Consider the following 21,856-nt stretch of genomic DNA (forward strand, 5'->3'; position numbering starts at 1 on the left):
GCATTAAATTATAAGCCGTTTTCGCTCATTTGTTTCAAGGTTAAGTCAAGGTGCTCATGAACTTTTTCTTTACCCAAAAGTTCCATTGCTTCGCCAATTCCAGGGCCAACCATTGATCTAGTAGTTGCGATTCTGATTGGCATGAATAGGCGTCTACCCTTAATGCCAGTTTCCTGACGAGTTGCCTGAACTGCCTTCATAATTTGCGGTGAAGTAAACCGAGGAATTAAATCAATTTGCTTCTTGAATTCTTCAATAACTGGTCTTGCTTCATCCTTGCGGATTTCGTCAATTTCTTCATCACTCAAATCTTTTGGTGCGTCAAAGAAAATCTTAGCTAAATCAACAATTTGCTTAGTATATGACATTTGCACAGAGTAAATGTTAACTAATTGACGTACCCATTCCATCTTTTCAGGGTTTGGATCTTTTTCAACTAAACCAGCTTCTTGTAAATTGTTAAGTGCTAAGTCTAGTAAAGTATCACGATCTGCCTTCTTGATGTATTGGTTGTTAATCCACTCTAACTTTCTTCTGTCAAAAGCTGCAGGTGAATTTGATAAACGAGCAGGATCAAATTGCTTAATCAATTCGCGTTGAGTAAAGATTTCGTTTTCACCAACAGGTGACCAACCAAGAAGTGTAATGAAGTTAAACATTGCATCTGGTAGGTATCCTAAATCACGGTATTGCTCAATAAACTGCAATACTGACTTGTCTTCTTCACGCTTAGATAACTTCTTACCAGTTTCCGCATTGATAATTAAAGTCATGTGACCAAACTTAGGTGGCTCCCAGCCTAATGCTTCATAAACAGCTAGCTGCTTAGGAGTGTTAGAGACGTGATCATCCCCACGTAAAACGTGAGTTATTTCCATTAAATGATCATCGACAACAACTGCAAAGTTGTAAGTTGGCATACCATCACGTTTTTGGATAACAAAATCGCCACCAATTGTGTCAGACTCAAAGCTTAAATGACCCTTAACGATATCTTCCCAAGAATATGTTTCCATTTCGGGAATGTGAATTCGAACAACTGGCTTTAAGCCCTTTGCCTTTGCCTCTTCTTGCTTTTGCGCAATTTCATCGGCAGTCAGGCCTTCATACTCGTAAGTATAGTGTGGCGCAATTCCCATTGCCCGTTGCTCTTCACGTTGTTCTTCAAGCTCTTCTTCTGTTTTGTATGAATAGTAAGCTTTACCTTCATCTAACAGTTGTTGAATATACTTATTATAGATATCTTTACGTTCAGATTGACGATATGGACCAAAATCGCCGCCCTTGTCAGGACCTTCATCCCAGTCAATACCTAACCAACGTAAGTTTTCCATTTGTGATTTAGAACCACCTTCGACATTACGTTTTTGGTCAGTATCTTCAATTCTTAAAACAAAAGTACCTTTATTATGACGCGCAAACAAGTAGTTGAATAGTGCAGTTCGCGCATTACCTATATGTAAGTGCCCTGTTGGACTTGGGGCATATCTTACCCGAATTTTTTGTTTTGCCAAAATTCATGCCTCTTTCAAAAAGTAAATATAAACATTTTTAGTTTACCCGTAATAACAGAAAAGTTCAATCTTTCCTTAAGCCAAAACCAATTTTAACGCTTGCGGGATGCTTGAAACAGGAATTACTTCTATTCCCATATTTTGCAAGCTTGAACGCATATTATGCTTAGGAATAAAAATTCGCTTAAAACCTGTTTTAGCTGCTTCTTTAATCCGTGCATCAATTTGGTTAACTCGTCTAACTTCACCAGTTAAACCAACCTCACCCACGAAGCAATCAGTTGGTAAAATTTCTTGGTTCTTATAGCTTGAAGCAATCGCCATCACTACCGCCAAATCAACTGCAGGTTCATTCAAGCGAATACCACCGGTAGCAGTTAAATAAACATCTTGATTTTGTAGCATCAAGTTGCCACGCTTTTCTAAAACTGCTAACAATAATCCTGCTCGGTTGAAATCAATACCGGCAGTAGTTCTTTTGGCATAGCCAAATGCGGTCGGTGTAACTAATGCCTGAATTTCCGCTAAAATCGGCCTTGTTCCTTCAAGCGAGACGACAATCGCAGACCCCGTTGAGTTAGGTAATCGCTCATCAAGAAAAATTGCAGATGGATTGGTGACTTCCTGCAACCCTTTGTTGACCATTTCAAACATACCGATTTCGTTAGCAGCACCAAACCGATTTTTTACGGAATGCAAAATTCGGTATGCATGGTGTTCATCACCTTCAAAATAAAGAACTGTATCCACCATGTGTTCCAAAATCTTAGGCCCAGCAATTGCACCTTCCTTGGTAACATGACCGATCACGAAAACCGTAATTGCATCCATCTTAGCAATTTTCATTAATTCGCTGGTTACTTCACGAACCTGTGATGCGGAACCTGTCATTGAATCAAGACTAGGTTCATTCATTGTTTGAATTGAGTCAATTACGACAAAATCAGGCTTGATTGTGTCAATCTGCTGGCGAATGTCTTCCATGTCCGTTTCTGGATAAAGCAACATATCATTCGCAGCGAGTCCTAGACGATCTGCGCGCAACTTGATTTGATTAGCCGATTCTTCTCCCGAAACGTATAGGACTTTGAACTTTTGGGATAGCTCACTCATGATTTGTAACATTAAAGTAGACTTACCAATTCCAGGGTCTCCACCGATTAACACAAGCGAGCCAGGAACTATTCCACCACCAAGAACACGGTTAAGTTCACCCATGCTTGTTTGGATTCGTTCCTCTTTTTCAGCCTTTACGGCTTCAATTTTAACTGGTTCATTAATTCCAGTTTTTTTAATTAGTCTACTTGGACTACCTTTTGCAGAATGTGCTTGGACAGTTTCGGTTTCTTTTTCAAACTGATTCCAGGCACCGCAATTAGGACACCTTCCTAAGTAGCTAGCCGAAATATAGCCACAGGAGTGGCACTTATATTTCGTTTTAATTTTGGCCATTTACTCCTCCTTGTTAGTTGAGCCAAAGCCATTAGCGCGTTGGCGGCTGACTGGCTCATCATCATCTGTTCTCAAATAATGAATAAAAATTCCTTGAGCAATTCGCTCACCCTTTTTAATCTTTATTGGTCGAACACCATAATTAAGTACCTGAACAAAAATCTCACCCTCATTAGCATCATTATTATAGTAGTCTGCATCAATAACACCAATCCCGTTGGGTAAGCTCAAGTTTCTTTTAAAAGTATTTGACGACCGGTTAGCCAAAATCAGCACTTCATCTTCTGGCATATAGACCTTGACCCCAGTAGGAATTAAAAATGGCTTAATTATTTTATCTGCCATTTCGTAATCAGGTTCATAGAGTTGATGCCCATTTCTAATCAGGCGGAAAATACGGACAAAGTTTAACCGCCAAATGCTTGGAATCACCATGTCTTGAGCCGCTTCAATGTCATATCCTGCGCTAGCAGTTGTCTGTCGTCTCGGTAGCGTAATATCTTCATCCTGGTATTTAGATACGATTTCAAAGCCGCGTGTTCTGTTCATTTTTTCTCCTTTGGCTGGTAAAGACTTTTTGTTTCAGTTAAAGTATCATAAACATTATAACTTGTAAGTAGGAAAAAATTGTAGCGCTAATTTATATTATTGGCTAAAAGAAATATGTTCCTCTAGCTTCACATTGCAAAACTAGTTCTATAATTAAATTCGTAAAAAGCAGTCCATTTTTTAGCAGGAGAAAAAGTAATGTTTACCTTCGATAATCCACACCATTTTTTAAAAGAATACGATGATAACGAGCAATTAATCTATCACTGGTCAATGGACGAGATTGAGCGAAATGACGGAAAAGTTTGGGTAATTAACCACATGTTTATTGCTCCAAACCAAAATAAAGAAGCAGTTCTGGACAAAAATATGGCCTTAGTAATGGAATTTGCCAAAAATACCAAATTACCAATTTGGCCTCTTGATCCGCTAGTAATTGACTATTTCCAGCGTCACCCTGAGTTTCATAAAATTTGGTATCATCGTCCTATCCAAGCAAATAATTAGTATAATTGCTTCTTTTTGTTTTTCAAAATTTAACACTCAGCAGCAATTAATTAACAATTTATTCATAAAATCATTTAGCCTATAATAGACTAGTTAATCTAGATGGGATAAAATGGTAGTTATTAACTTAAGGAGGATAACATTAATGACAAAAGAAATTACAAATGATGCTATTGCCAATTATACTGATGATCTAGCAAAGCACCCTGGTATTAACATTGCTAGCCATGCTGCACAACAAAATGGCATTTTCAAGGCTAGTCAAAATTTACAATCTCAAATTGACCTTACCCCTACATTTTCAGTTGAAATTGATACTGGTAAGCCAGCTGATCAAAAGCAATCAGGTCGCTGCTGGATGTTCTCAGCATTGAACACCATGCGTCACCCATTGCAAAAGGAATACAAGGTTAAGGATTTTGAATTATCACAAAATTACACTAACTTCTGGGACAAGTTTGAAAAATCAAACTGGTTCTTCGAAAATGTAATTGCTTCAGCAGATAAGCCACTTGGTGACCGTAAGGTAAGCTTCTTATTCGCAACACCACAACAAGATGGTGGTCAATGGGATATGCTTTGCGGCTTAATTGAAAAGTATGGTATCGTACCAAAATCTGTTTACCCAGAAACTGCTAATGCAACTAACTCAAGTGCTTTAAACGACACTTTAAACACTTTACTACGTAAAGATGGTTTGGAATTACGTGAATTAGTCAACAGTGGTAAATCAGAAGATGAAGTACAACAACGTAAGAACGAATTCTTAAATGATGTTTTCCGCGTTTTGGCTGTTTCTCTTGGCGTTCCACCAAAGAAATTTGATTTCGAATACAAAGATGATGATGGTAATTACCACCGTGATGCTGATCTTACTCCTAAGGCATTCTTTGACAAGTACGTTGGCATGAACTTAGAAGATCACGTTTCAATTATCAACTCACCTACTGATGACAAACCTTACCACAAAGTATTTTCAGTTGAATACCTTGGTAACGTTGTTGGCGGTCGTCAAGTTCGGCACCTTAACTTAGAAATTGACGAAATGAAAGACTTAATCATTAAGCAACTTGAATCAGGAGAAGTTGTTTGGTTTGGTTCTAACGTCAGCAAAGATTCTGAAAGACAACTTGGTCTTCTTGATACCAATATTTACAAGCGCGATGAATTATTTGACGTTGATTTATCAATGTCAAAAGCTGAAAAGCTTGATTCAGGCGAAAGTATGATGGACCACGCTATGGTTATTACTGGTGTTGATCTAGTAAACGGCAAACCAACTAAGTGGAAGATCGAAAACTCATGGGGTGATAAGCCTGGCTTTAAGGGTTACTTCATTATGAGTGATGCTTGGTTTGATTCATTTGTTTACCAAGCAGTTATTAACAAGAAATTCTTGTCAGATGACGTGAAGAAAGAATTCGACGAAGGTGCTAAGGACCCAATCGAGTTACTTCCATGGGATCCAATGGGAGCTCTTGCTTTTAAATAAAAACAAAGTTTAAAAATGAAAAACGCTACTTACAAAAGTAGCGTTTTTTTGTATTTTCAATTAATTCAAAAGATGTGGCAATTTCTTAAGCCAATCCAACTTCAGCAATAAATCTCATAAAAGCTGCTTTACCAGCAGCAGTTTGCTTAAACACTCCTGCATCTTCAAGAACGCGCTCAAAAACTAACCCTAATTCCTCTTGCAAAACCTGATTAACATTTTCAGCGGTTATGTTGTGTTTTTCTTTTATCGCAGATGCCCACTCTAAGTGGATTTTGGAAATTTGATTTGGCTGCTTAAGCAAAAACTTTTTAACTTCTGTCATTTCACCTACCAATCGTGGTGGCAGAATTGCCAACCCCATAACTTCAATCAAGCCAATATTCTCCTTTTTAATGTGCTGAACATCAGGATGAGGGTGAAAAATACCATCTGGATATTCTTCTGAAGTCTGGTTATCTCGTAAAACTAGGTCAAGTTCATATTCATTATCATACATGCGCGCAATCGGTGTAATGGTATGATGCTGCGTATTGTTTGAAAAAGCACGAATACTTACTTGCTCATCACTATAATTTTGCCATTTGGCTAGAATTTTCCCCGCCAGCCCAACCAAATGAGCACTATTCGAACTACGTAAACGAATAACCGACATCGGCCATTTAACAATTCCTGCTTCCACATCAGGAAAACCAGCAAAGCGAAACTTATGAATCAGTGGTGCCTTCTCCATCGGAAACTGATGGCGCCCACCTTGATAATGCTCATGGGTTAAAATCGAACCACCAACAATTGGTAAATCCGCATTACTTCCTACAAAATAGCCAGGAAATTTATCAACAATTGTCAGTAAATTAGAAAACGTCTGAACATCTATTTTCATTTTCTCATGCTTGGAAGATAAAAAAATACAATGCTCATTAAAATAAGCATAAGGTGAATATTGAAAGCCCCATTCTTCTTGACCCAAACTAAAGCGGATGATGCGATGATTGCTACGAGCAGGATAATTTAGACGTCCTTGATAGCCCTCGTTCTCCATGCATAATTGGCACTTCGGATAATCACTTGCGACTGCATCTTTAGCGGCAGCTATTTCTTTGGGGTCTTTTTCCGGTTTCGACAAATTAATCGTTATTTCTAAATTGCCATAATTACTTTTGGCAATGAAATAAATATTTTTTGCAATTGCCCTAGTTTTTATATAGTCACTGGTTTTACTCATATGATAAAAACTACTAATCGCAGCTGTTGGAGAGGTTTCATAGGATTGCCAAAAGCGTTGATTAACGATACTAGGTGCAGGCAAAATTAAACTCATAAGTTCTGCTCCCAAAATATCTTGGGCAGAATTATTCCGAGCACATTTACCATTTTGTTGAGCAAGTGCAACTAACTCATTTTTTAAATCTAATAAGTTGGTACTTTGAGATTCTGCCGTCATTGCGGCATCGCCAACCAATGCTAAGACCCGATTGTATAAATAGATACGATCAAGTTCAGTAAAATCACTTTCAGCAATTACTTGAGTAACAAACTTATCGACTAAATTAGTTTTATTCATCTCAATAATCCTGTCATTCTATAATCTTTGTACCATCAGCGGTTGCTGCCAAGTAAAATGACGGTTGATACCCAATCACTTGTTCATATGCGGCTGCGACCTTTTCTTGAAAGTCTTCTACATGCTTCTTAGCGACCAAAGCTATTGCACAACCACCAAAACCAGCGCCAGTCATCCTTGCACCTAGAACACCTGGCTGTTGCCACGCGGTATGTACTAAAGTATCAAGTTCCTTGCCAGTAACTTCATAATCATTTTCAAGCGAAACATGAGAAGCATTCATTAAACGGCCAAATTCATTCAAATCGCCTTTTCCAAGAGCTGTTTTTGCATTCAAGGTACGTTCATTTTCCCAAACAGCGTGTCGGCAACGCTTCAGCAATTTTTCATCAGTAAAAAGATAACTATATTCATCAAAGGTTAAACTATTTAATTCACCTAGTGAGTTAATTGCAAGTTTTTCTTGTAATATTTTTAGACCCTTCTCGCACTCACTCCTACGCTCATTATATTTGGAGTCAGCTAAGGTGCGCTTCTTATTCGTATTCATAATTACGATTACATTGTCTTTTAAATCAAGCGGTACATATTCATATTTTATCTTTTCCGTATCCAGTAAAATCGCATAGTTTTGCTTGCTCATTGCAACCGCAAACTGATCCATTATTCCTGAATTTACGCCAATAAAATCATTTTCCGTTTTTACGCCCATTTTTACTAATTCGAGTTGATCTATTGTTAATTTAAATTGATCTTGCACAATCACTCCAATCAGCATTTCCAAAGCCGCCGAAGAAGATAATCCTGCTCCATCAGGAATATTGCCATTTATATAGATATTTAAGCCATGTGTGATTTTTGCCCCACTTTTTAGTAAAAAAAGGAGCATTCCCTTAGCGTAATTTGCCCAGGAATCTTCCGCAACAAAACTAAGCTCCTTTAAATCTGCTTCAATTATGCCTTGTTTTTCAAAATTAGCCGAATAAAAACAGAATTTTTGATCCGTACGCGGACTCGCAGCACCATAAATGCCCAAAGAAATGGCACAAGGAAAAACGTGACCACCATTATAATCAGTGTGCTCGCCAATTAAATTAATCCGACCAGGTGAAAAGTAACATCCCGTTGGCTTCTCATGATAAACTTTTGAAAATGCTTGTTTTAATGCTTCAACTTTCATTTTTCTTCCTTTAAATAAAGCGCTATCAATAATTCTAACAAGTTAATTATACTGCTTTTAAGTTGGACGGCAATCTTTCCATCAGGGTTCTTTACTAGCAAAAAAATACGATTCTGCTATAACGCAAAATCGTATTTTTAATTCATTTACCAAATATGTAATAACTTATCATGACGCAATTTACTCAAATTAAATTGGTGCACATGCTCAGGTTCACTTTCCGGATATTCTTCAACAAAGTCAGCCAAGTTAACTAGGCCAGTTGAATAAGTCCAGGTTCCCTTATTCTTTTTAATCGGATCAAGCATTTCATTTCTAATGGGAACAGCAGAAATTAAAAAGTGCTTGTGATGAAATTTAAACACAAAATATGGCAAGCGGAAATCATTAATAATTTCATCTCTTGTTTTACCAATGGTAATCACATTTCGATATGTGCCATATTTCTTTGTAAATTGATCATTAAATGAAAAATAAAAATTAGAGATGTGAACATGAGGAAAATCTTCCTCAGCGACCTGATCAGGAACTGCAACCACATGAGAGAAGTGATCTAAATTACTCTCTTTTTGTGATAAGGCCTTAGGCATCTGCGTTGGACTAATAACGTGTGCCCACTCAGGGACATGTAAATTATCCTGATAGGTCAAATACATCTCTTTAACTACTTCTGGCTTAACCCAGTCATATTGCCTGCGAACCTCGTTGCGATTAAGCAACCCTCGCAAGTTCTTATGATGCATTAAGTCAACGACAAACAACTCATAGCGATAGCACTCAACCCACTTTTTATAGTGCTCGATGCTTTCTTGAACAATGTGGGTACTATCGACAATTACGGTTTCGCCACGCTTCATCTTCTCTTCTACGAGGTAATCCACCATTTTTTCCGTTTGCTCATTTGCATATCGCGGAATTACTTGATGTAAGCAATCGGAATCTTCTTCATAATAGTAAGTCAAATTCGCCAATAATAGCCTTATTTGATCACGGCTAATCGCATAAGGCTGTAAGTGATGACGAGCAATAAATGAAGATTTACCGGAGCCGGGTGCGCCTCGTAATAAAAATATTTTACGCATACCAATTCTCCAAACTAAGAATGTAAAAAAATCTATTTAGTATCGTATTAGATTTTAACATATATCAAGGAGAATACTTACACTTAACTGAAAAGCGCTGAAAATTTAATGTAATATTTCTTTCTTAATGATATTTAATTGATCATCCAAAGTATAAATAATTGGCTCCGCATTGGGAACTTCAAGCTTAACAATGTCATAATCGTCAATTTCTTCAAGTTTTTTAATTAAAGCACGCAAACTTGAGCCATGGGCTACAACCAATTGGTCCTCGCCTAGCTGCAGTCTACTCGCAATTTGATCATAATAATAAGGCATTAAACGTTTTTGAGTCTGATAAAGACTTTCAGACCTCGGCAAACGTTGCCGATCACACGATGCGTAACAAGCGGCAGTGACCTCACCACCTTCTGGTGGAACTGCATAAAAACCACGCCGCCATTCATTGATTTGTTCATCCCCAAAAATCTCGCGTGATTGATCCTTATTTATGCCACGCAATTTCCCGTAGTGCCGTTCGTTCAAACGCCAAGTCTTGGTAATTGGTAAGTAGAGCCAATCGCAAACTTCTGCGACGATATTAGCAGTAACAATTGCCCGCAATAAAACTGACGTATGCAAGTGGGTTGGATTAAAATTAGGAATTTGCTTAATTAACTGACCAGCATTTTCAGCCTGTTTGCGTCCTTTTTCAGTTAGTTCAACATCATTCCAACCGGTATAAACATTAGCATAGTTGGCTGTGCTTTCCCCATGCCTCAACAACACCAATTTGGCCATTTTTATCCCATCCAGTGTCTAATTAGTAAATAAATTCCAAAAATAGTGAATATGATGCCCAAAACCATAAAGGGACCAAAACCACCCTTTTTCGATTTATATCTTCTGTTAAAGGCATATGCCATGTCATATAAGCCAACAATTAAAACAATAACCGCTGTAAACAGATTAACTTCTAATGACATATTATTCAGCCTCCTTCTTGTCCTGATCTGATGCAATCATCTGATCATTTTTACCACGTTCGCACTCAACCTGAAAATTGGTATGATTAATGCCCAGCACAGTAAGTTTTTGACTTATTTCATCTGTCAATTCTTCAAACCGTCCCGCTGTTAGATTTTGATCTACGTTGACATGTGCGTCGAGCATAATGTAACGATCACTGTAACGCCAAACATGCACATGATGGATATTTTTTATTTCTGGAAACGATAAAACGATGCGATTAACTTCGTCAAGATCGATATCTGGATTAGATTCCATCAAAACGTTAGCTGCCTTTTTCGTTAAACTACATGCTTCATGAAATACAAACACGGAGACAAGAAGTGTCATCAAAGGATCAAGCCAAGTAATCTTCCAAAAGTAAATAAAAATTGCCCCAATAACGACAGCTACACTCGAAAGTGCATCACTCATCATATGGATAAAGGTTGAACGGACATTAAGGTTCTTTTCGCCATCCTCGTGCATTGCAAGCATTGATACAATATTAGCAACTAAGCCAATGATTGAGACAATTAACATAACGCCTCCGCTAATCTGCGTTGGCTGCCAGAAGCGTTCAATTGCTTCTACGAACAGAACAATACTAATTAAAATTAATACCACACCATTTGTAAAAGCAGCTAAGGTCTCAGCGCGCTCATAGCCAAAAGTCTTTTGTTTATTACTACGCCGATTACTGATTAGATGGGCGACAAAAGAAATAACTATTGCGCCAACATCGCTCAAATTATGCACAGCGTCTGAAAGCAGTGATAAAGAGCCAGAAACGAATCCACCAATAAATTCCGCAACTGTAATAATTACGTTCAGTGCCGTTACGTAGGCATAACGCTTAGTTGTTTGATCCTTCATTAATTTGCCTCATTGTCTTAACTTAATAAAAAGTCCTACCTTTACAGTAGGACTCTACATATCTTCTGCATTAACATTATAATCCACAATTTCAAAGCGACCGTTATCGTGGAGTATCCCCCGTGTAACGCTACCGTTATTAGGAAAAACAATGTCATGTAAGCCATCACTCTGATTCCAGTATTTGATGGCCAGCGTTTTGATAAAATCACCATGCGAAACAATTAGCACACGTTGTTCATTTTTGGTTAATTCACCCAGAACGGATACAGCTCGCTCCATCCGCTCATCAAGTTCACGTTTATTTTCCGCCAAATGACGTGGATCAGCCTTTTTTGTTGCTTCACGGAATTCATAAATGCCAACTTGATTGATGATTTTAGTAACATCATCTTCAGGTCCAATTCCGGCTGCTTCACTGACTTGCTCCCAAGTCGTAGCGATATCATCGCCTTCAAATGAACCAAAAAAGACTTCACGAAATTCCGGAAGTTTTTTGATTTTGCCAATTTCAGAAACTTGATTGGCATCTTTCATTAAGTGTACTGTGTCAATTGCTCTTTTTAAATCAGAAGAATACATGTTATCAAAGTGAACCTGACTAAGCGCCTGCGCGGTTGACTTAAGATCATCAATTCCCTTGATTGTCAGAGGGGAGTCACACCATCCCTGTACTTTATCCAACTGGTTAAACATTGTTTCGCCATGACGTACTAGATAAACTTCTGTTGCCATTTTGTATTCTCCCTTCATTCAAATAGTGTTGGTAAACTATAACATATATGCTTTATAAAAGAAATAGCCTGCCTGCAAAAATGCTAATACAGCAATAAAAATGCGCACATATTTAGCAGGAACAACACGCAAAATATCCATACCAAAGTAGCCACCAATAAACATGCCAATTGCAAGTGGGATTGCCTGTATCCAATAGATATGCGAAGTGAAAGCAAAAACTATTAAGGCAACTAAGTTTGCCAACCCGCAAATTACGTTTTTGATTGCATTGACTACAATGAATTTTTCATCTGTTACATAGGTTAACAAAACTATCACAATCACGCCAGCCGCAGCGCCAAAATAGCCCGTATAAACACCCATAAATAAAAGAGCTGCAATAGAAAGCAGTTCTTGCCATAGTGGTCTTTTGTGCGGTTCCAAACTATGATGCTTAGCCGATACAATTACCATGATTCCTGATCCGGCAATGAAAAACGGCACAACTTTTTCAAAAACAGCTGAGGGAAAAGCTAGTAATAGGTGGCACCCCACCAGTGACCCGATAACTGTAAAGGTGCCGTAAAAAGCAACCTGTTTCCAGTGTCCTTTTAGTTCCTTGAGTGACGAAATAGTCGATCCTATTCCAGTCCAAATCAAAGCAGCATCATTTGTCACATTAGCATATACCGGTGGAATTCCCACTGCAAGTAGTACCGGATATGATGCTAAGGATGCCATTGACGCAACTGAGGACAGTAATCCACCTGCTATTCCCCCGATTAGTAGGAAAACAAGTGTTAAAATTGATGGCATAAAACTTCACTTCCTTTTTAGCATTAATATCTATTATAATGCAGTTAAGAGTAAATTAAGAGGGTAATTTCAAGTGACTAAATATCAAACGTTAATTTTTGTTCCTGAAGGTAGTTTATTAAATGAAAAAACGGCTGAACAAGTTGCACTTAGACAAACTTTAAAAGAACTCGGACATGATTTTGGACCAGCTGAACGCCTAAAATATTCTAGCTTACAAGGACAAGTTAAAATGATGGGTTTCAGCGAGCGCATTGCACTAACCCTGCAAAATTTTTGTGCCGACGATTTGGCTGAGGCCGAAAAAATTTTCAAAACAAAATTAGGAAGTCAGCGACAATTAGTCAAAGATGCTATTCCATTTCTTGACCAAGTATCAAACCAAGTTAAGCTAATTCTCCTCGCCAAAGAAGAGCGTGAACTAATCTCAGCTCGCCTATCTGATAGCGAACTACTTAACTATTTTTCTGCTTCCTATTTTAAAGAAGATTTTGCTAATCCTTTGCCAAATAAAAATGTCCTGTTCCAAATTATAAAAGAGCAAGAATTAGATCCAGATACTTGCCTAGTTATCGGCACAGATTTAGTTGAAGAAATTCAAGGAGCAGAAAACGCTGGCTTGCAATCATTATGGATTGCACCGAAAAAGGTTAAAATGCCAATTAGTCCTCGACCTACTCTGCATTTAACTAAACTAAGTGACTTGCTTTTTTATCTTGAATTAAACTAGTTTATAATAAAAGAAATAGATTGGAGGTCTTTTAAAATGTGTAAAGTTGCAGTAGTTTTTGCTGACGGATGTGAAGAAGTTGAAGGTCTTAGCACAGTTGATGTTTTGCGCCGTTTGGGTGTTCAAACGGATATGGTTGGTCTGAACAAGAAGGATATCAATGGTGACCACCAAATCAAATTGACCTGTGACAAAGTGGTTGATGACAGTCTGCTAGATTATGATCTCGTCGCTTTTCCTGGTGGAAAAACCGGTGCGGAGAACCTTCGTGATAGTTCCAAATTGGCTGAATTAATGAATAAACGCCATAATGAAGGAAAATGGGACGCTGCAATGTGTGCTGCTCCAATCGCATTAGCGCGTTATGGCGTTTTAAATGATGCAGATTATACTTGCTATCCTGGCTTTGATGAGCAAACAAAAGCGGATGCACCTAGTGGTCATTTTAAGGAAACAATCACAGTAACCGATAATGAACACAAAATCATCACTAGTCGTGGTCCAGCCACTGCTTGGGCCTTTGCCTATGCAATTGCAGATGCTCTAGGTATTGATACTAAACCACTAAAAGAAGGTATGCTATATAACTTCTTGGCTGACAATATTAAGGACAGCTTATAAAAAACACCAAACTAAAAAAGAAACATCACTATGATGTTTCTTTTTTAGTTGCTTATATTTGCTTGTCTTATTCTAGACTCGCTTCGATAATCAACGATAAGGGTTAAACCCAACATCAGCAAGGAACTAATTACTAAGGTCAACACACCGTGCTCAAAATTAATCGAAAGATTGTTCATATAATAAGAAATTGAGCCTGTATTTATCCTTAATGAACTAAGATAAGTAGTTGGCAGCCATTGCGCAATTCGGCGGAAGGGTGTTAGAAACATTGTTGCCAAAATAAGAGAAGCAATAGTTACACTTGAAACTAAAATCGTTGTTAATAACTTATGACATACTTTTGCCACCAAGTTAATAAAAATTACTAATGTTAAAATGTTTAAAAGTTGAAGAGCAACTGTTGTTGGTACCAATTTAACTGCCGGAGCAGTGGTTACTGTTGCTTTATATCCCCATGTTTGGTGAACTATCAGCGGATACCTTAGGCTAGCTTGGCCAAAAAATAGAATAGAACTAGCAAAAAATGAAAAAGCAATTATCAAATACGTAGAGCAGATGACCAGCAGCCCTACACCCAAGTTAGATATTATTTTTCCCATTCGACCAACTGGTAAAATCTGTGTAAGATCCTCGCCATTCTGATATGAACTGGTATAAAACTTGGCCAAAATGAAAATAATTAGTAAAAGAAAAAGTGTGAGCCAATACTTATTATTCAGAGCTAGAAATAGTTGAATGCCAGCCAGAGCATTATCCTTTCGCCTTGGGATTTTCGATTCATGCAGTGCTTTTAAAAATTTATTTGCCCGATTTAACCAACTTCTTTTTGCTGGGGTTTGATAACTAATTTCTAGTTTACTGCCATGATGTTTCTTAGACTTAGGTACTTTAGTCCATTGCTTAGCACTATTTTCATTTGCAATTAAATCTTTACGTTTACCAAATTGCTTATCTTTATGCGGTCTCTTCTTATCAATCAGAAGCTCTCCTTCTTTGCCTTCAGGATGTTCGCTATCCAAAACAACGACACTTCTAGCAGTTACTACACTATTATTTTGATTTTCAATAAAACTGCCATTTTTTAGGATATTTAAGTCCAAATCAAGAAAAATAAATAGTGCAATTAGTAGGATACAAAAAATAATAGGTTTTAGATTCTGTTTAACAATTTTTTTCAATTGAAATAAAAAATAAGCATGCACGCTATCACCTCACTTATCTTTAGACCCTTTAAACTAATTTTAGGAACATAGCATTAAATTAACAAAAAGTTTTTTACTAAATCATACAATATGCAGTTTTAGCAATATACCTAAATATCAATCTATTTTTGTAACATTGTATCATTTAATTAATTAGTTAAGTTAATTTATTCAAGAAAATGAAAAACAAAAGAACCATCTTTTCAAATATTGGAAAGATAGTTCTTTTTAACTTGGCAAGTGCTAGTCTAATTTATTTAAAGCTCTTATTCATTGCTGACAAGTCTATTAATCCAACTCTTTGCAGCTGAAACAGTTTGATCAAAAGTAACGTTTTCTGCAAAAGGATGTTTTTTCTCATACCTCTGCCATAATCCTTGCATTCTTTGATTTTTTTCTATTTTATGGATTTGCTGCAGGCAGTATTTTTTATCAAGTTTGCCTTTTTTATAAAAAATAACATTTCTATATTTAGCAGTATTGGTAAAAGCTAGTTTTAATGTTGCTATATTAATCTCTATATTTTTATCTTGTAAAATATAGAGATCATAAAAGTCTTTCATCCTAGTGTTAGCAATTCCTCTAGTAATCACAGTTTCAAGTTTTTCTGCAACTACTGTTTCCATGGTATATGCCCAAATTTCTATTTTTTCATTTTCTAGATGAGAAGTGTAATTATAACGAATCTCTTTTGGCGTGATTACGTCTCCCGTTGAAATGTCAACTTTCAAAGGATATTTAATAGATTTAAATGATGCATTAAAATGCAAACGGTAGCCCTTATATTCTTCATTTTCATGAATTTTTTCTATTTCACTTAAGGCAATCTCTAACGGATCGTTGTCAGGTTTAATATTACAGATTGAGGTAAATACTTTTTCTATTTCATTTTCAGTTAGATCCAAGCCTTTAATTTCACCATCAATATCTTCTGTTGAACGGTTGTTAATTCCAACTACTGCTGATAATAGTAGCCCACCTTTTAAAATAAAGTTGTTTTTATATTCTGATAAAGAGATTCTCTTTAATAAATCATCCAGCATAACTTCTTGCCATAGGCGACCAATCTCATTACCACTTATATGGTGATTTTCTGCATATTTACGTATATCTGCTTTAAATTGCTTTTCGTCTGTATAGTTTTTCACAGTAATATCTCTAGGTAATTATTTACTTTATCTATAACTTTGAATTTCTCTGCAAATTCCATTAATGCATTAATATCCTTTTTATTACTTTTAGCCCATGCCTTGTATGCGTTAGTTATTATTTCAATATCTACTGCATGACAGATGCGCAAAATTTCAGCTAAGGTTCGTTCCGGAGAATATACTTTAATAGTATTGCCATTAAAAGATTTAGTCTCCATAATCCCTAAATGTTGAAATTTTTCCACTTGATAATGTGCTTTAACATCAAAATCTAAATTGGCATGATTGTATCCTCTAGGAAAAGTCATATCTAGACTGAACGGATATTGATCACTTAAATTCCATAGATATAAAGCTGTTTCCAAGGAATAGATTCCTTGTTTGTACTTTTGTTGTAAGCTATAAAAAATATCTTCAGGAGTATCAATTTCTTGGTAAATGCCTGATCGTGTGCGTTCTAAAAGTCCTGATTTTAAAGCTTGGTTAATGCTGTAACTTGAAACATTATTAGCAATCAGTTGTTTATGAGTAATAGTTCCGTGATATTTTTTAGCTATTTGTTTAATTAACATTTGTTGATTCATAAAATAACCTCTTTTTACTTATTTTACTACATTTAAGCGAAACGCATAGTAAAATAAGTAAGACAAGAAATAGTTCTTTTTAAAATTACAGCAAAGCCTAACTTATATATTTGCACTTACAATAAATGAAACACCATTTTTATAATAGCCATTATAATAAGAAGTTGCTAAACCAATTCCAATAGCGCGCAGCTTGGGCTTCTTCAAATGTTCCCGGTGAGCGTAATTTGCAGATGCATCATTATATACTAATGCGTCAAACTTTTTTATTTTCTTGAAAACTACTAATGATTGCCGTTAAAGTTATCATAAGTATTGTGCCAATAAACAAAACTACCAAACCTGTCTGGAAATTAATCTGTCCGTTTTGATACTGCAAGCCCATTTTACCATTAACAACATCTACTGCATTAAGATAGGTCATTGGTAGCCATGCACTAATTCGTTTTAAAGGATCCGCCACCATTGTCGCAAGGTTAATACCAGGAACTACTAATAGTGCAACAAGCAAAGTCGGCATCTTATCACGGAAAACACAAGCCAATAATCTGGTCAAAGCAACTATAAAAAATATGTACATAATTTGCAAAATAATGATTGGTAAGATCAAATCACCTGTTGGAACACATTTTATGACAGTTTTTCCCTTAACAAACTGCTGAATAATTGTCGGAAAAGCCAAATTACCCGTACCTGAAAAAACTGATGCAAAAATAAATAGCAATAAGTTAGCAACGGAGAAACTGCCAGCAATCAACAAAAAGCCGGCAAAATTTTCACTTGTAGCCCGTTGCCAATTGCTGAGTGGTAACAACTTAGCTGTCGCCAATTTTTGACGATAAGAATCTGTTAAAAGTAGACTGAGCAAAAAGAGTGCTACTATGGCAAAAAGATATGGCAAGTACATTTCATTGACTTGCATCCAAATTTGCCAACCAGTAACTGGCATTTCCTGCGTTTCATACTTTAGTGGGTTATTCTTTAAATAGCCGTAAAGAGCCATTTCCTTCTCTGCACCCACCATATTTTGTTCGTCTGCGGCTATAAATCTCTTACTTTTTTGCCATAATATCTCGTACGCTTTTTTCCAATTCTCAGCTTTGACTGCTTTTATTATCTTCCTATCTTGTTTCTCACTTCTCTTGTTTTCAGCTAAAGAAAATTTAGTCTGCTCAACTTTTTTACTATCTTTTGGGAAAGTTAACAGTGTTTTTTTTGCTTTAACAATCTCTTTTTCAGAGTATTCAATACTAGTTTTTGCCATTTGCTCGAGTCTAAAATCAGATTCAGTTCGCTTGTTCATTACCAGAACGACTGCTAAAGCACCAATAACTAATAGAAGTGAAATGGGAGTTAGGATATTTTTAAAGACCTTTTTTAATTGAAAAGCTAAATACGTACTCATTCATTTACCTCTTTGACTTATTCTTAGTTTGAATATAATCGACCAAAATCAGTAATACGATTAGAAAACAGGAACTAATAATCAATGTAAGCATCCCGTTTCCAAAATTAACCTGTACATTCTCTAACTCATATGCCAAAGTACCAGAAACTGTCTTAAGTGGATTTAGATAAGTGCTTGGAAGCCATTGAGCAATCGCGTTTAACGGCTGTATCATTATCGTTATTAAGGAGCCACCAATTAACAATAAAATTGTTAGCAGCAATGACGGCAATTGATTACGGAAAATTTTAGCAATAAGTTGCGTAAAAAGTGCAATAAATAGAATTGCAAAAATTTGTAAAATCAATGCGTTGGGTACAATTTGACTTACTGGAACAATTCCAAAGGCAAATTTTCCGTTTACTACCTGATGGATAATGTATGGATAAGCAATATTACCTGTACCAAAAAACAAGGATGCACAGGCAAAAACTAATAAACTCATTCCTAACAAAATTACAATTCCACATATCCAGCCAATACTTGCATTAGTTAAAATATTCTGGATCCTACCTATTGGCAAAACCATCGTAATGTCTTTTTCATTGCGATATGAACCAGCATATAGATAGGTCAAAATAAAAATCATTACTAAAGTTAATAAAATCGGCCAATATGTTTCATTTAGATTTAGCAAAATTTGAATACCTGAAACAGGTGTATCACTTTCATAAGGCATCGGATGCGCTTTTAAATATTTAAAGCGCAGCTCAATGCCATTCACAAAGTTCTTCGAATTACTTTCAGAATTATTTTTTTTCAACTCTTTTGTTGCCCTTATTTGTTCTTCATATACGGGCACCCAATGATTATTGTTGATATCCTCTAGCAATCTTTGTTTTTTGGCTAACGAAGTCTCGACTTCCTTCAAATCTTTCTTAGTTGATTGGTATCTGGGATCCGTAGGTTTAAGCTCGCTGAGTTTTCGCTTGCTTTCTGCAACGGAATTTTTCTGCAACATAATATTACCTTGTAGCTGGCCTTTAATGGAAAAATTGTTGCCATTCAGATTTTTAGAATTGAGGTAAAGTATAGTAAACGAAATGATGAGCAGTATGACTACAGAGATTACTGTTAACTTAGATTTAGTGATTTTTTTGCGTTGTAAAGAAAAATAAGTACCCATGTCTATACCTCATGCATCATTTGTTTTTCTAGAACAAGCCGATGAAGATTATTAACTTTAACTTCACTGCTATAATGCGAAGTTAAAATAATACACTTATTCCTATTTGTAATCTCATCATTTAGTCGCTGATATAATTTATTACGACTTTCTTCATCCAAGCCATTAGTTATTTCATCCATTAGATAGTAATCAGCATCACTTGTGAAGTACATTGCTACAATTAACTTTTGTTTCATCCCTAAGGAATATTTCTTAATTGGAACCTTAGCAAACTCATTAACACCCAAAAAGGCCATCTCTTGATCAAGGTCTGCATTCGAGTGCCATAGCTTTTTAACAAAATTAAGATAATCCAAGCTGTTGAGGTTATCATTAAACCAATCATTACTTTCAAAGAAAAAGAAGTTTTGCTTTTTCTTTGCATATGGCTCTCCATCTAACAAAATGGTTCCTGCCGAAATTGGAATTAAATTTGTGATTGCACGAAGAAAGCTTGTTTTTCCCGAACCATTTTCCGCAGCAATTTGATAAAACTCTCCTGGCTTAAACTGATAAGTAAAGTCATGTAAAATTGGTTGGCGTGTTTTAATTGATAGATTGTTAATTGTTAGCATATGTGGTCTCCTTAAATACAAACAAAATTTCAAACTAATAATTCAAGTTTAACAAAACTACTCATAAAACCTGTTTAATTTAAATATTTTTTAATGAATTAACTTTATAGTTAAAATTTTGCAAATAAAAAATAGGACGTAAAATATCCTACCTTTTAGTACTAGCTTAATAGCGGAATACAACCCTTTTTTCAATTGCTGAACGCTAGTACTATGACACTTAAAAAGAAGCCATACCCTACTCTCAACTGCATAATCTCTTCTAAATAAAGCAAATATTTTAAAGCTAATATTAAAAACAGGCATTGAACTAATAATAATGCCATTTTTAGCTATTAGAAATACTATTTTATGTCCTATTTATATATAAGTTTTAGGAGAGATATAACGCTATTCAAAAATTTTAAACAAAGTGGCAATTTAGTTTGGTAATTGTCTTAACAGTCATTAATGCTGGTTCTTCAACTCTGGCAGGAATCACTTCAGAAAACCAATGTTCTTCTGTTCTAATTTTAAAAAATTTAATTTTTCCTGATTTCTAGATCTTAATTGTCTAAAATATGAAATATAAACTATTTATCCTAATTTGAAAAAGGAGAACATATGATAAATAAGAAAACTATTACTAAGATTTCATCAGGCCTTTTAATTGGTATAGGTCTTGTAACATTTCAGCAAAATACGAGCTCTGTTTCTGCTGCCTCTTTTCCCAGAGTGCAATTAAGACATAATTCCTATATATACTCTTCCAAGGGAATTCGAAGAGTTAAAACTTCATTGAAAAGAGGTACATATCTTAAAACTTTTGGCAAAAGATCAATAAAAGGACAAACATATTACAATATTGGAAAAGGCCGTTATATCAAAAAAATCAATACTGTGATTCCTCCCAAGGAAGATAAGGATCCAGTTTTATTTACAGTATATTTGAAAGACGACGCTGAATTTTATACAAAGCCTAATGGTGGAAATTCACTTTATTCACTCTCCGGAAAGCAAAACGTCTATGAAACATATACAGATGATAAGGGTAATACATGGTATCGAATTAAATATAAAAATTGGGTAAAGGCAACAGATACACAAAAGTCAAAACCAAAAGAAGATGAAGAGATTCCAACTTCTGACAATTGGGACGACCCAGAAGACAATACAAATATAGAGGTTCAAAAGGAAAAGCAGAACTCTATTCCAACCGGAACTGCACTAGACAGAAATACTATAGAAGAGACAGGCAGAATCTTTGAAAGACTTGTTAATGAATGGCGTATTCAACAAGGTGTTCAAACAAAAGTGATCTACACTACTCAAAAATCTAACTTTAGTTTTGATTATGAAGCCTCCAGAGCCGCTGAAGTTGCCCACTACTATGACAAGTATCATCAGTCTGACAAGCACGCCGGTGCAAAGACTCCTGGAGAGTTGCTTTGCTTAGTTTCCTATGGCAGCCCTGAAAAGATGGCACAGCAAGCATTTGACCAGTTTATAAATGATGATGCTAGTGCAAACTATGCTCACCGGAATCATTTGAAAAGAACTATGCTAAAACATTTTGGGATAGGTTTAGCAATGACCCACTCCAATGGTTACTATGTAAACGGTGTAGCTTTTGTTGTAAGTACAGATTGCTAAGTCTTAA

22 protein-coding genes are annotated in these 21,856 nt (G+C 36.0%); 5 read left to right on the forward strand and 17 right to left on the reverse strand.

The genetic code is table 11. The annotated features are described in order from the left end of the window. Positions 1-8 precede the first annotated feature (8 nt). The 3 genes from gltX to F5ESL0263_RS06270 all read right to left on the reverse strand — a co-directional run bounded on the left by gltX (position 9) and on the right by F5ESL0263_RS06270 (position 3,515). Positions 9-1,514: a glutamate--tRNA ligase gene (gltX, locus tag F5ESL0263_RS06260; RefSeq protein ID WP_074426298.1), complete on the reverse strand. Its 1,506-nt coding sequence runs from the start codon at positions 1,512-1,514 to the stop codon at positions 9-11. A gap of 75 nt (positions 1,515-1,589) precedes the next feature. Continuing rightward, a complete protein-coding gene (radA, locus tag F5ESL0263_RS06265; protein WP_046307452.1) occupies positions 1,590-2,966 on the reverse strand; it encodes a DNA repair protein RadA in 1,377 nt (458 codons plus the stop codon). Further along, positions 2,967-3,515: a dUTP diphosphatase gene (locus F5ESL0263_RS06270; RefSeq protein ID WP_122035698.1), complete on the reverse strand. Its 549-nt coding sequence runs from the start codon at positions 3,513-3,515 to the stop codon at positions 2,967-2,969. It lies immediately after the preceding gene. 198 nt (positions 3,516-3,713) lie between these two features. Between F5ESL0263_RS06270 and F5ESL0263_RS06275 the strand changes: the two genes are divergently transcribed. Then, positions 3,714-4,022 (forward strand): hypothetical protein, encoded by a 309-nt coding sequence (locus tag F5ESL0263_RS06275; RefSeq protein WP_122035700.1) that lies wholly within the window; start codon positions 3,714-3,716, stop codon positions 4,020-4,022. 145 nt (positions 4,023-4,167) lie between these two features. Beyond that, positions 4,168-5,514, forward strand: a complete 1,347-nt coding sequence (pepC, locus tag F5ESL0263_RS06280; RefSeq protein ID WP_046307458.1) for an aminopeptidase C — start codon at positions 4,168-4,170, stop codon at positions 5,512-5,514. A gap of 85 nt (positions 5,515-5,599) precedes the next feature. On the opposite strand, the gene galT is transcribed toward pepC, so the two are convergent. The 8 genes from galT to F5ESL0263_RS06320 form a co-directional block, all read right to left on the reverse strand. Beyond that, complete coding sequence (gene galT, locus F5ESL0263_RS06285) at positions 5,600-7,078, reverse strand: UDP-glucose--hexose-1-phosphate uridylyltransferase (protein ID WP_122035702.1); 1,479 nt, start codon at positions 7,076-7,078, stop codon at positions 5,600-5,602. Positions 7,079-7,091: 13 nt separating this feature from the next. Beyond that, positions 7,092-8,258, reverse strand: coding sequence for a galactokinase (locus F5ESL0263_RS06290; RefSeq protein ID WP_122035704.1), 1,167 nt, complete (start codon positions 8,256-8,258; stop codon positions 7,092-7,094). A 146-nt stretch (positions 8,259-8,404) separates the two neighbouring features. Next, positions 8,405-9,340 carry an AAA family ATPase gene (locus F5ESL0263_RS06295; protein WP_074426303.1) on the reverse strand — a complete coding sequence of 312 codons (936 nt, stop codon included), beginning with the start codon at positions 9,338-9,340 and terminating at the stop codon, positions 8,405-8,407. A 105-nt stretch (positions 9,341-9,445) separates the two neighbouring features. After that, a complete protein-coding gene (locus F5ESL0263_RS06300) occupies positions 9,446-10,120 on the reverse strand; it encodes a 2,3-diphosphoglycerate-dependent phosphoglycerate mutase (RefSeq protein ID WP_122035706.1) in 675 nt (224 codons plus the stop codon). Between the two features lie 2 nt (positions 10,121-10,122). After that, the gene (locus tag F5ESL0263_RS06305; RefSeq protein ID WP_074426305.1) at positions 10,123-10,305 is read right to left on the reverse strand and encodes a DUF308 domain-containing protein; all 183 of its coding nucleotides are present in this window, start codon (positions 10,303-10,305) and stop codon (positions 10,123-10,125) included. Between the two features lies 1 nt (position 10,306). Continuing rightward, positions 10,307-11,203 carry a cation diffusion facilitator family transporter gene (locus tag F5ESL0263_RS06310; protein WP_122035708.1) on the reverse strand — a complete coding sequence of 299 codons (897 nt, stop codon included), beginning with the start codon at positions 11,201-11,203 and terminating at the stop codon, positions 10,307-10,309. Positions 11,204-11,257: 54 nt separating this feature from the next. Further along, positions 11,258-11,938, reverse strand: a complete 681-nt coding sequence (locus F5ESL0263_RS06315; RefSeq protein ID WP_074426307.1) for a histidine phosphatase family protein — start codon at positions 11,936-11,938, stop codon at positions 11,258-11,260. A gap of 36 nt (positions 11,939-11,974) precedes the next feature. Further along, on the reverse strand, positions 11,975-12,736 hold the full coding sequence (locus F5ESL0263_RS06320; RefSeq protein WP_046307464.1) for a sulfite exporter TauE/SafE family protein: 762 nt from the start codon (positions 12,734-12,736) through the stop codon (positions 11,975-11,977). Positions 12,737-12,809: 73 nt separating this feature from the next. Here F5ESL0263_RS06320 and F5ESL0263_RS06325 point away from each other — a divergent pair, with 73 nt between their 5' ends. Together F5ESL0263_RS06325 and F5ESL0263_RS06330 are read left to right on the forward strand one after the other, a co-directional pair. Further along, positions 12,810-13,466: an HAD family hydrolase gene (locus tag F5ESL0263_RS06325; RefSeq protein ID WP_122035709.1), complete on the forward strand. Its 657-nt coding sequence runs from the start codon at positions 12,810-12,812 to the stop codon at positions 13,464-13,466. Positions 13,467-13,502: 36 nt separating this feature from the next. Next, positions 13,503-14,087, forward strand: coding sequence for a DJ-1 family glyoxalase III (locus F5ESL0263_RS06330; protein ID WP_109715731.1), 585 nt, complete (start codon positions 13,503-13,505; stop codon positions 14,085-14,087). Between the two features lie 44 nt (positions 14,088-14,131). Here the strand turns inward: F5ESL0263_RS06330 and F5ESL0263_RS06335 are convergent, their stop codons facing one another. The 6 genes from F5ESL0263_RS06335 to F5ESL0263_RS06360 all read right to left on the reverse strand — a co-directional run bounded on the left by F5ESL0263_RS06335 (position 14,132) and on the right by F5ESL0263_RS06360 (position 20,217). Further along, positions 14,132-15,292: a hypothetical protein gene (locus tag F5ESL0263_RS06335; protein WP_122035711.1), complete on the reverse strand. Its 1,161-nt coding sequence runs from the start codon at positions 15,290-15,292 to the stop codon at positions 14,132-14,134. A gap of 266 nt (positions 15,293-15,558) precedes the next feature. Further along, positions 15,559-16,440: a nucleotidyl transferase AbiEii/AbiGii toxin family protein gene (locus F5ESL0263_RS06340; RefSeq protein WP_122035713.1), complete on the reverse strand. Its 882-nt coding sequence runs from the start codon at positions 16,438-16,440 to the stop codon at positions 15,559-15,561. After that, positions 16,437-17,027, reverse strand: coding sequence for a type IV toxin-antitoxin system AbiEi family antitoxin domain-containing protein (locus F5ESL0263_RS06345; RefSeq protein ID WP_074426312.1), 591 nt, complete (start codon positions 17,025-17,027; stop codon positions 16,437-16,439). The genes F5ESL0263_RS06340 and F5ESL0263_RS06345 overlap by 4 nt, the downstream gene beginning before the upstream one ends. 256 nt (positions 17,028-17,283) lie before the next feature. Next, on the reverse strand, positions 17,284-18,432 hold the full coding sequence (locus tag F5ESL0263_RS06350) for a hypothetical protein (RefSeq protein WP_122035714.1): 1,149 nt from the start codon (positions 18,430-18,432) through the stop codon (positions 17,284-17,286). Between the two features lie 4 nt (positions 18,433-18,436). Next, on the reverse strand, positions 18,437-19,600 hold the full coding sequence (locus tag F5ESL0263_RS06355; RefSeq protein ID WP_122035716.1) for a hypothetical protein: 1,164 nt from the start codon (positions 19,598-19,600) through the stop codon (positions 18,437-18,439). 2 nt (positions 19,601-19,602) lie between these two features. Then, a complete protein-coding gene (locus tag F5ESL0263_RS06360) occupies positions 19,603-20,217 on the reverse strand; it encodes an ABC transporter ATP-binding protein (protein WP_122035717.1) in 615 nt (204 codons plus the stop codon). Positions 20,218-20,820: 603 nt separating this feature from the next. Between F5ESL0263_RS06360 and F5ESL0263_RS06365 the strand changes: the two genes are divergently transcribed. Next, positions 20,821-21,849: an SLAP domain-containing protein gene (locus F5ESL0263_RS06365; protein ID WP_122035719.1), complete on the forward strand. Its 1,029-nt coding sequence runs from the start codon at positions 20,821-20,823 to the stop codon at positions 21,847-21,849. Positions 21,850-21,856 lie beyond the last annotated feature (7 nt).

It is taken from the genome of Lactobacillus sp. ESL0263 (genome assembly GCF_003692845.1).
GTDB lineage: Bacteria > Bacillota > Bacilli > Lactobacillales > Lactobacillaceae > Lactobacillus > Lactobacillus apis.

What these genes read in the sequence shown, in the direction of transcription:
- radA (WP_046307452.1), bottom strand. Translation starts at nt 2,966, where the DNA reads ATGGCCAAAATTAAAACGAAATATAAGTGCCACTCCTGTGGCTATATT.
- F5ESL0263_RS06270 (WP_122035698.1), bottom strand. Translation starts at nt 3,515, where the DNA reads ATGAACAGAACACGCGGCTTTGAAATCGTATCTAAATACCAGGATGAA.
- F5ESL0263_RS06275 (WP_122035700.1), top strand. Translation starts at nt 3,714, where the DNA reads ATGTTTACCTTCGATAATCCACACCATTTTTTAAAAGAATACGATGAT.
- pepC (WP_046307458.1), top strand. Translation starts at nt 4,168, where the DNA reads ATGACAAAAGAAATTACAAATGATGCTATTGCCAATTATACTGATGAT.
- galT (WP_122035702.1), bottom strand. Translation starts at nt 7,078, where the DNA reads ATGAATAAAACTAATTTAGTCGATAAGTTTGTTACTCAAGTAATTGCT.
- F5ESL0263_RS06290 (WP_122035704.1), bottom strand. Translation starts at nt 8,258, where the DNA reads ATGAAAGTTGAAGCATTAAAACAAGCATTTTCAAAAGTTTATCATGAG.
- F5ESL0263_RS06295 (WP_074426303.1), bottom strand. Translation starts at nt 9,340, where the DNA reads ATGCGTAAAATATTTTTATTACGAGGCGCACCCGGCTCCGGTAAATCT.
- F5ESL0263_RS06300 (WP_122035706.1), bottom strand. Translation starts at nt 10,120, where the DNA reads ATGGCCAAATTGGTGTTGTTGAGGCATGGGGAAAGCACAGCCAACTAT.
- F5ESL0263_RS06305 (WP_074426305.1), bottom strand. Translation starts at nt 10,305, where the DNA reads ATGTCATTAGAAGTTAATCTGTTTACAGCGGTTATTGTTTTAATTGTT.
- F5ESL0263_RS06310 (WP_122035708.1), bottom strand. Translation starts at nt 11,203, where the DNA reads ATGAAGGATCAAACAACTAAGCGTTATGCCTACGTAACGGCACTGAAC.
- F5ESL0263_RS06315 (WP_074426307.1), bottom strand. Translation starts at nt 11,938, where the DNA reads ATGGCAACAGAAGTTTATCTAGTACGTCATGGCGAAACAATGTTTAAC.
- F5ESL0263_RS06320 (WP_046307464.1), bottom strand. Translation starts at nt 12,736, where the DNA reads ATGCCATCAATTTTAACACTTGTTTTCCTACTAATCGGGGGAATAGCA.
- F5ESL0263_RS06330 (WP_109715731.1), top strand. Translation starts at nt 13,503, where the DNA reads ATGTGTAAAGTTGCAGTAGTTTTTGCTGACGGATGTGAAGAAGTTGAA.
- F5ESL0263_RS06345 (WP_074426312.1), bottom strand. Translation starts at nt 17,027, where the DNA reads ATGAATCAACAAATGTTAATTAAACAAATAGCTAAAAAATATCACGGA.
- F5ESL0263_RS06350 (WP_122035714.1), bottom strand. Translation starts at nt 18,432, where the DNA reads ATGAGTACGTATTTAGCTTTTCAATTAAAAAAGGTCTTTAAAAATATC.
- F5ESL0263_RS06355 (WP_122035716.1), bottom strand. Translation starts at nt 19,600, where the DNA reads ATGGGTACTTATTTTTCTTTACAACGCAAAAAAATCACTAAATCTAAG.
- F5ESL0263_RS06360 (WP_122035717.1), bottom strand. Translation starts at nt 20,217, where the DNA reads ATGCTAACAATTAACAATCTATCAATTAAAACACGCCAACCAATTTTA.
- F5ESL0263_RS06365 (WP_122035719.1), top strand. Translation starts at nt 20,821, where the DNA reads ATGATAAATAAGAAAACTATTACTAAGATTTCATCAGGCCTTTTAATT.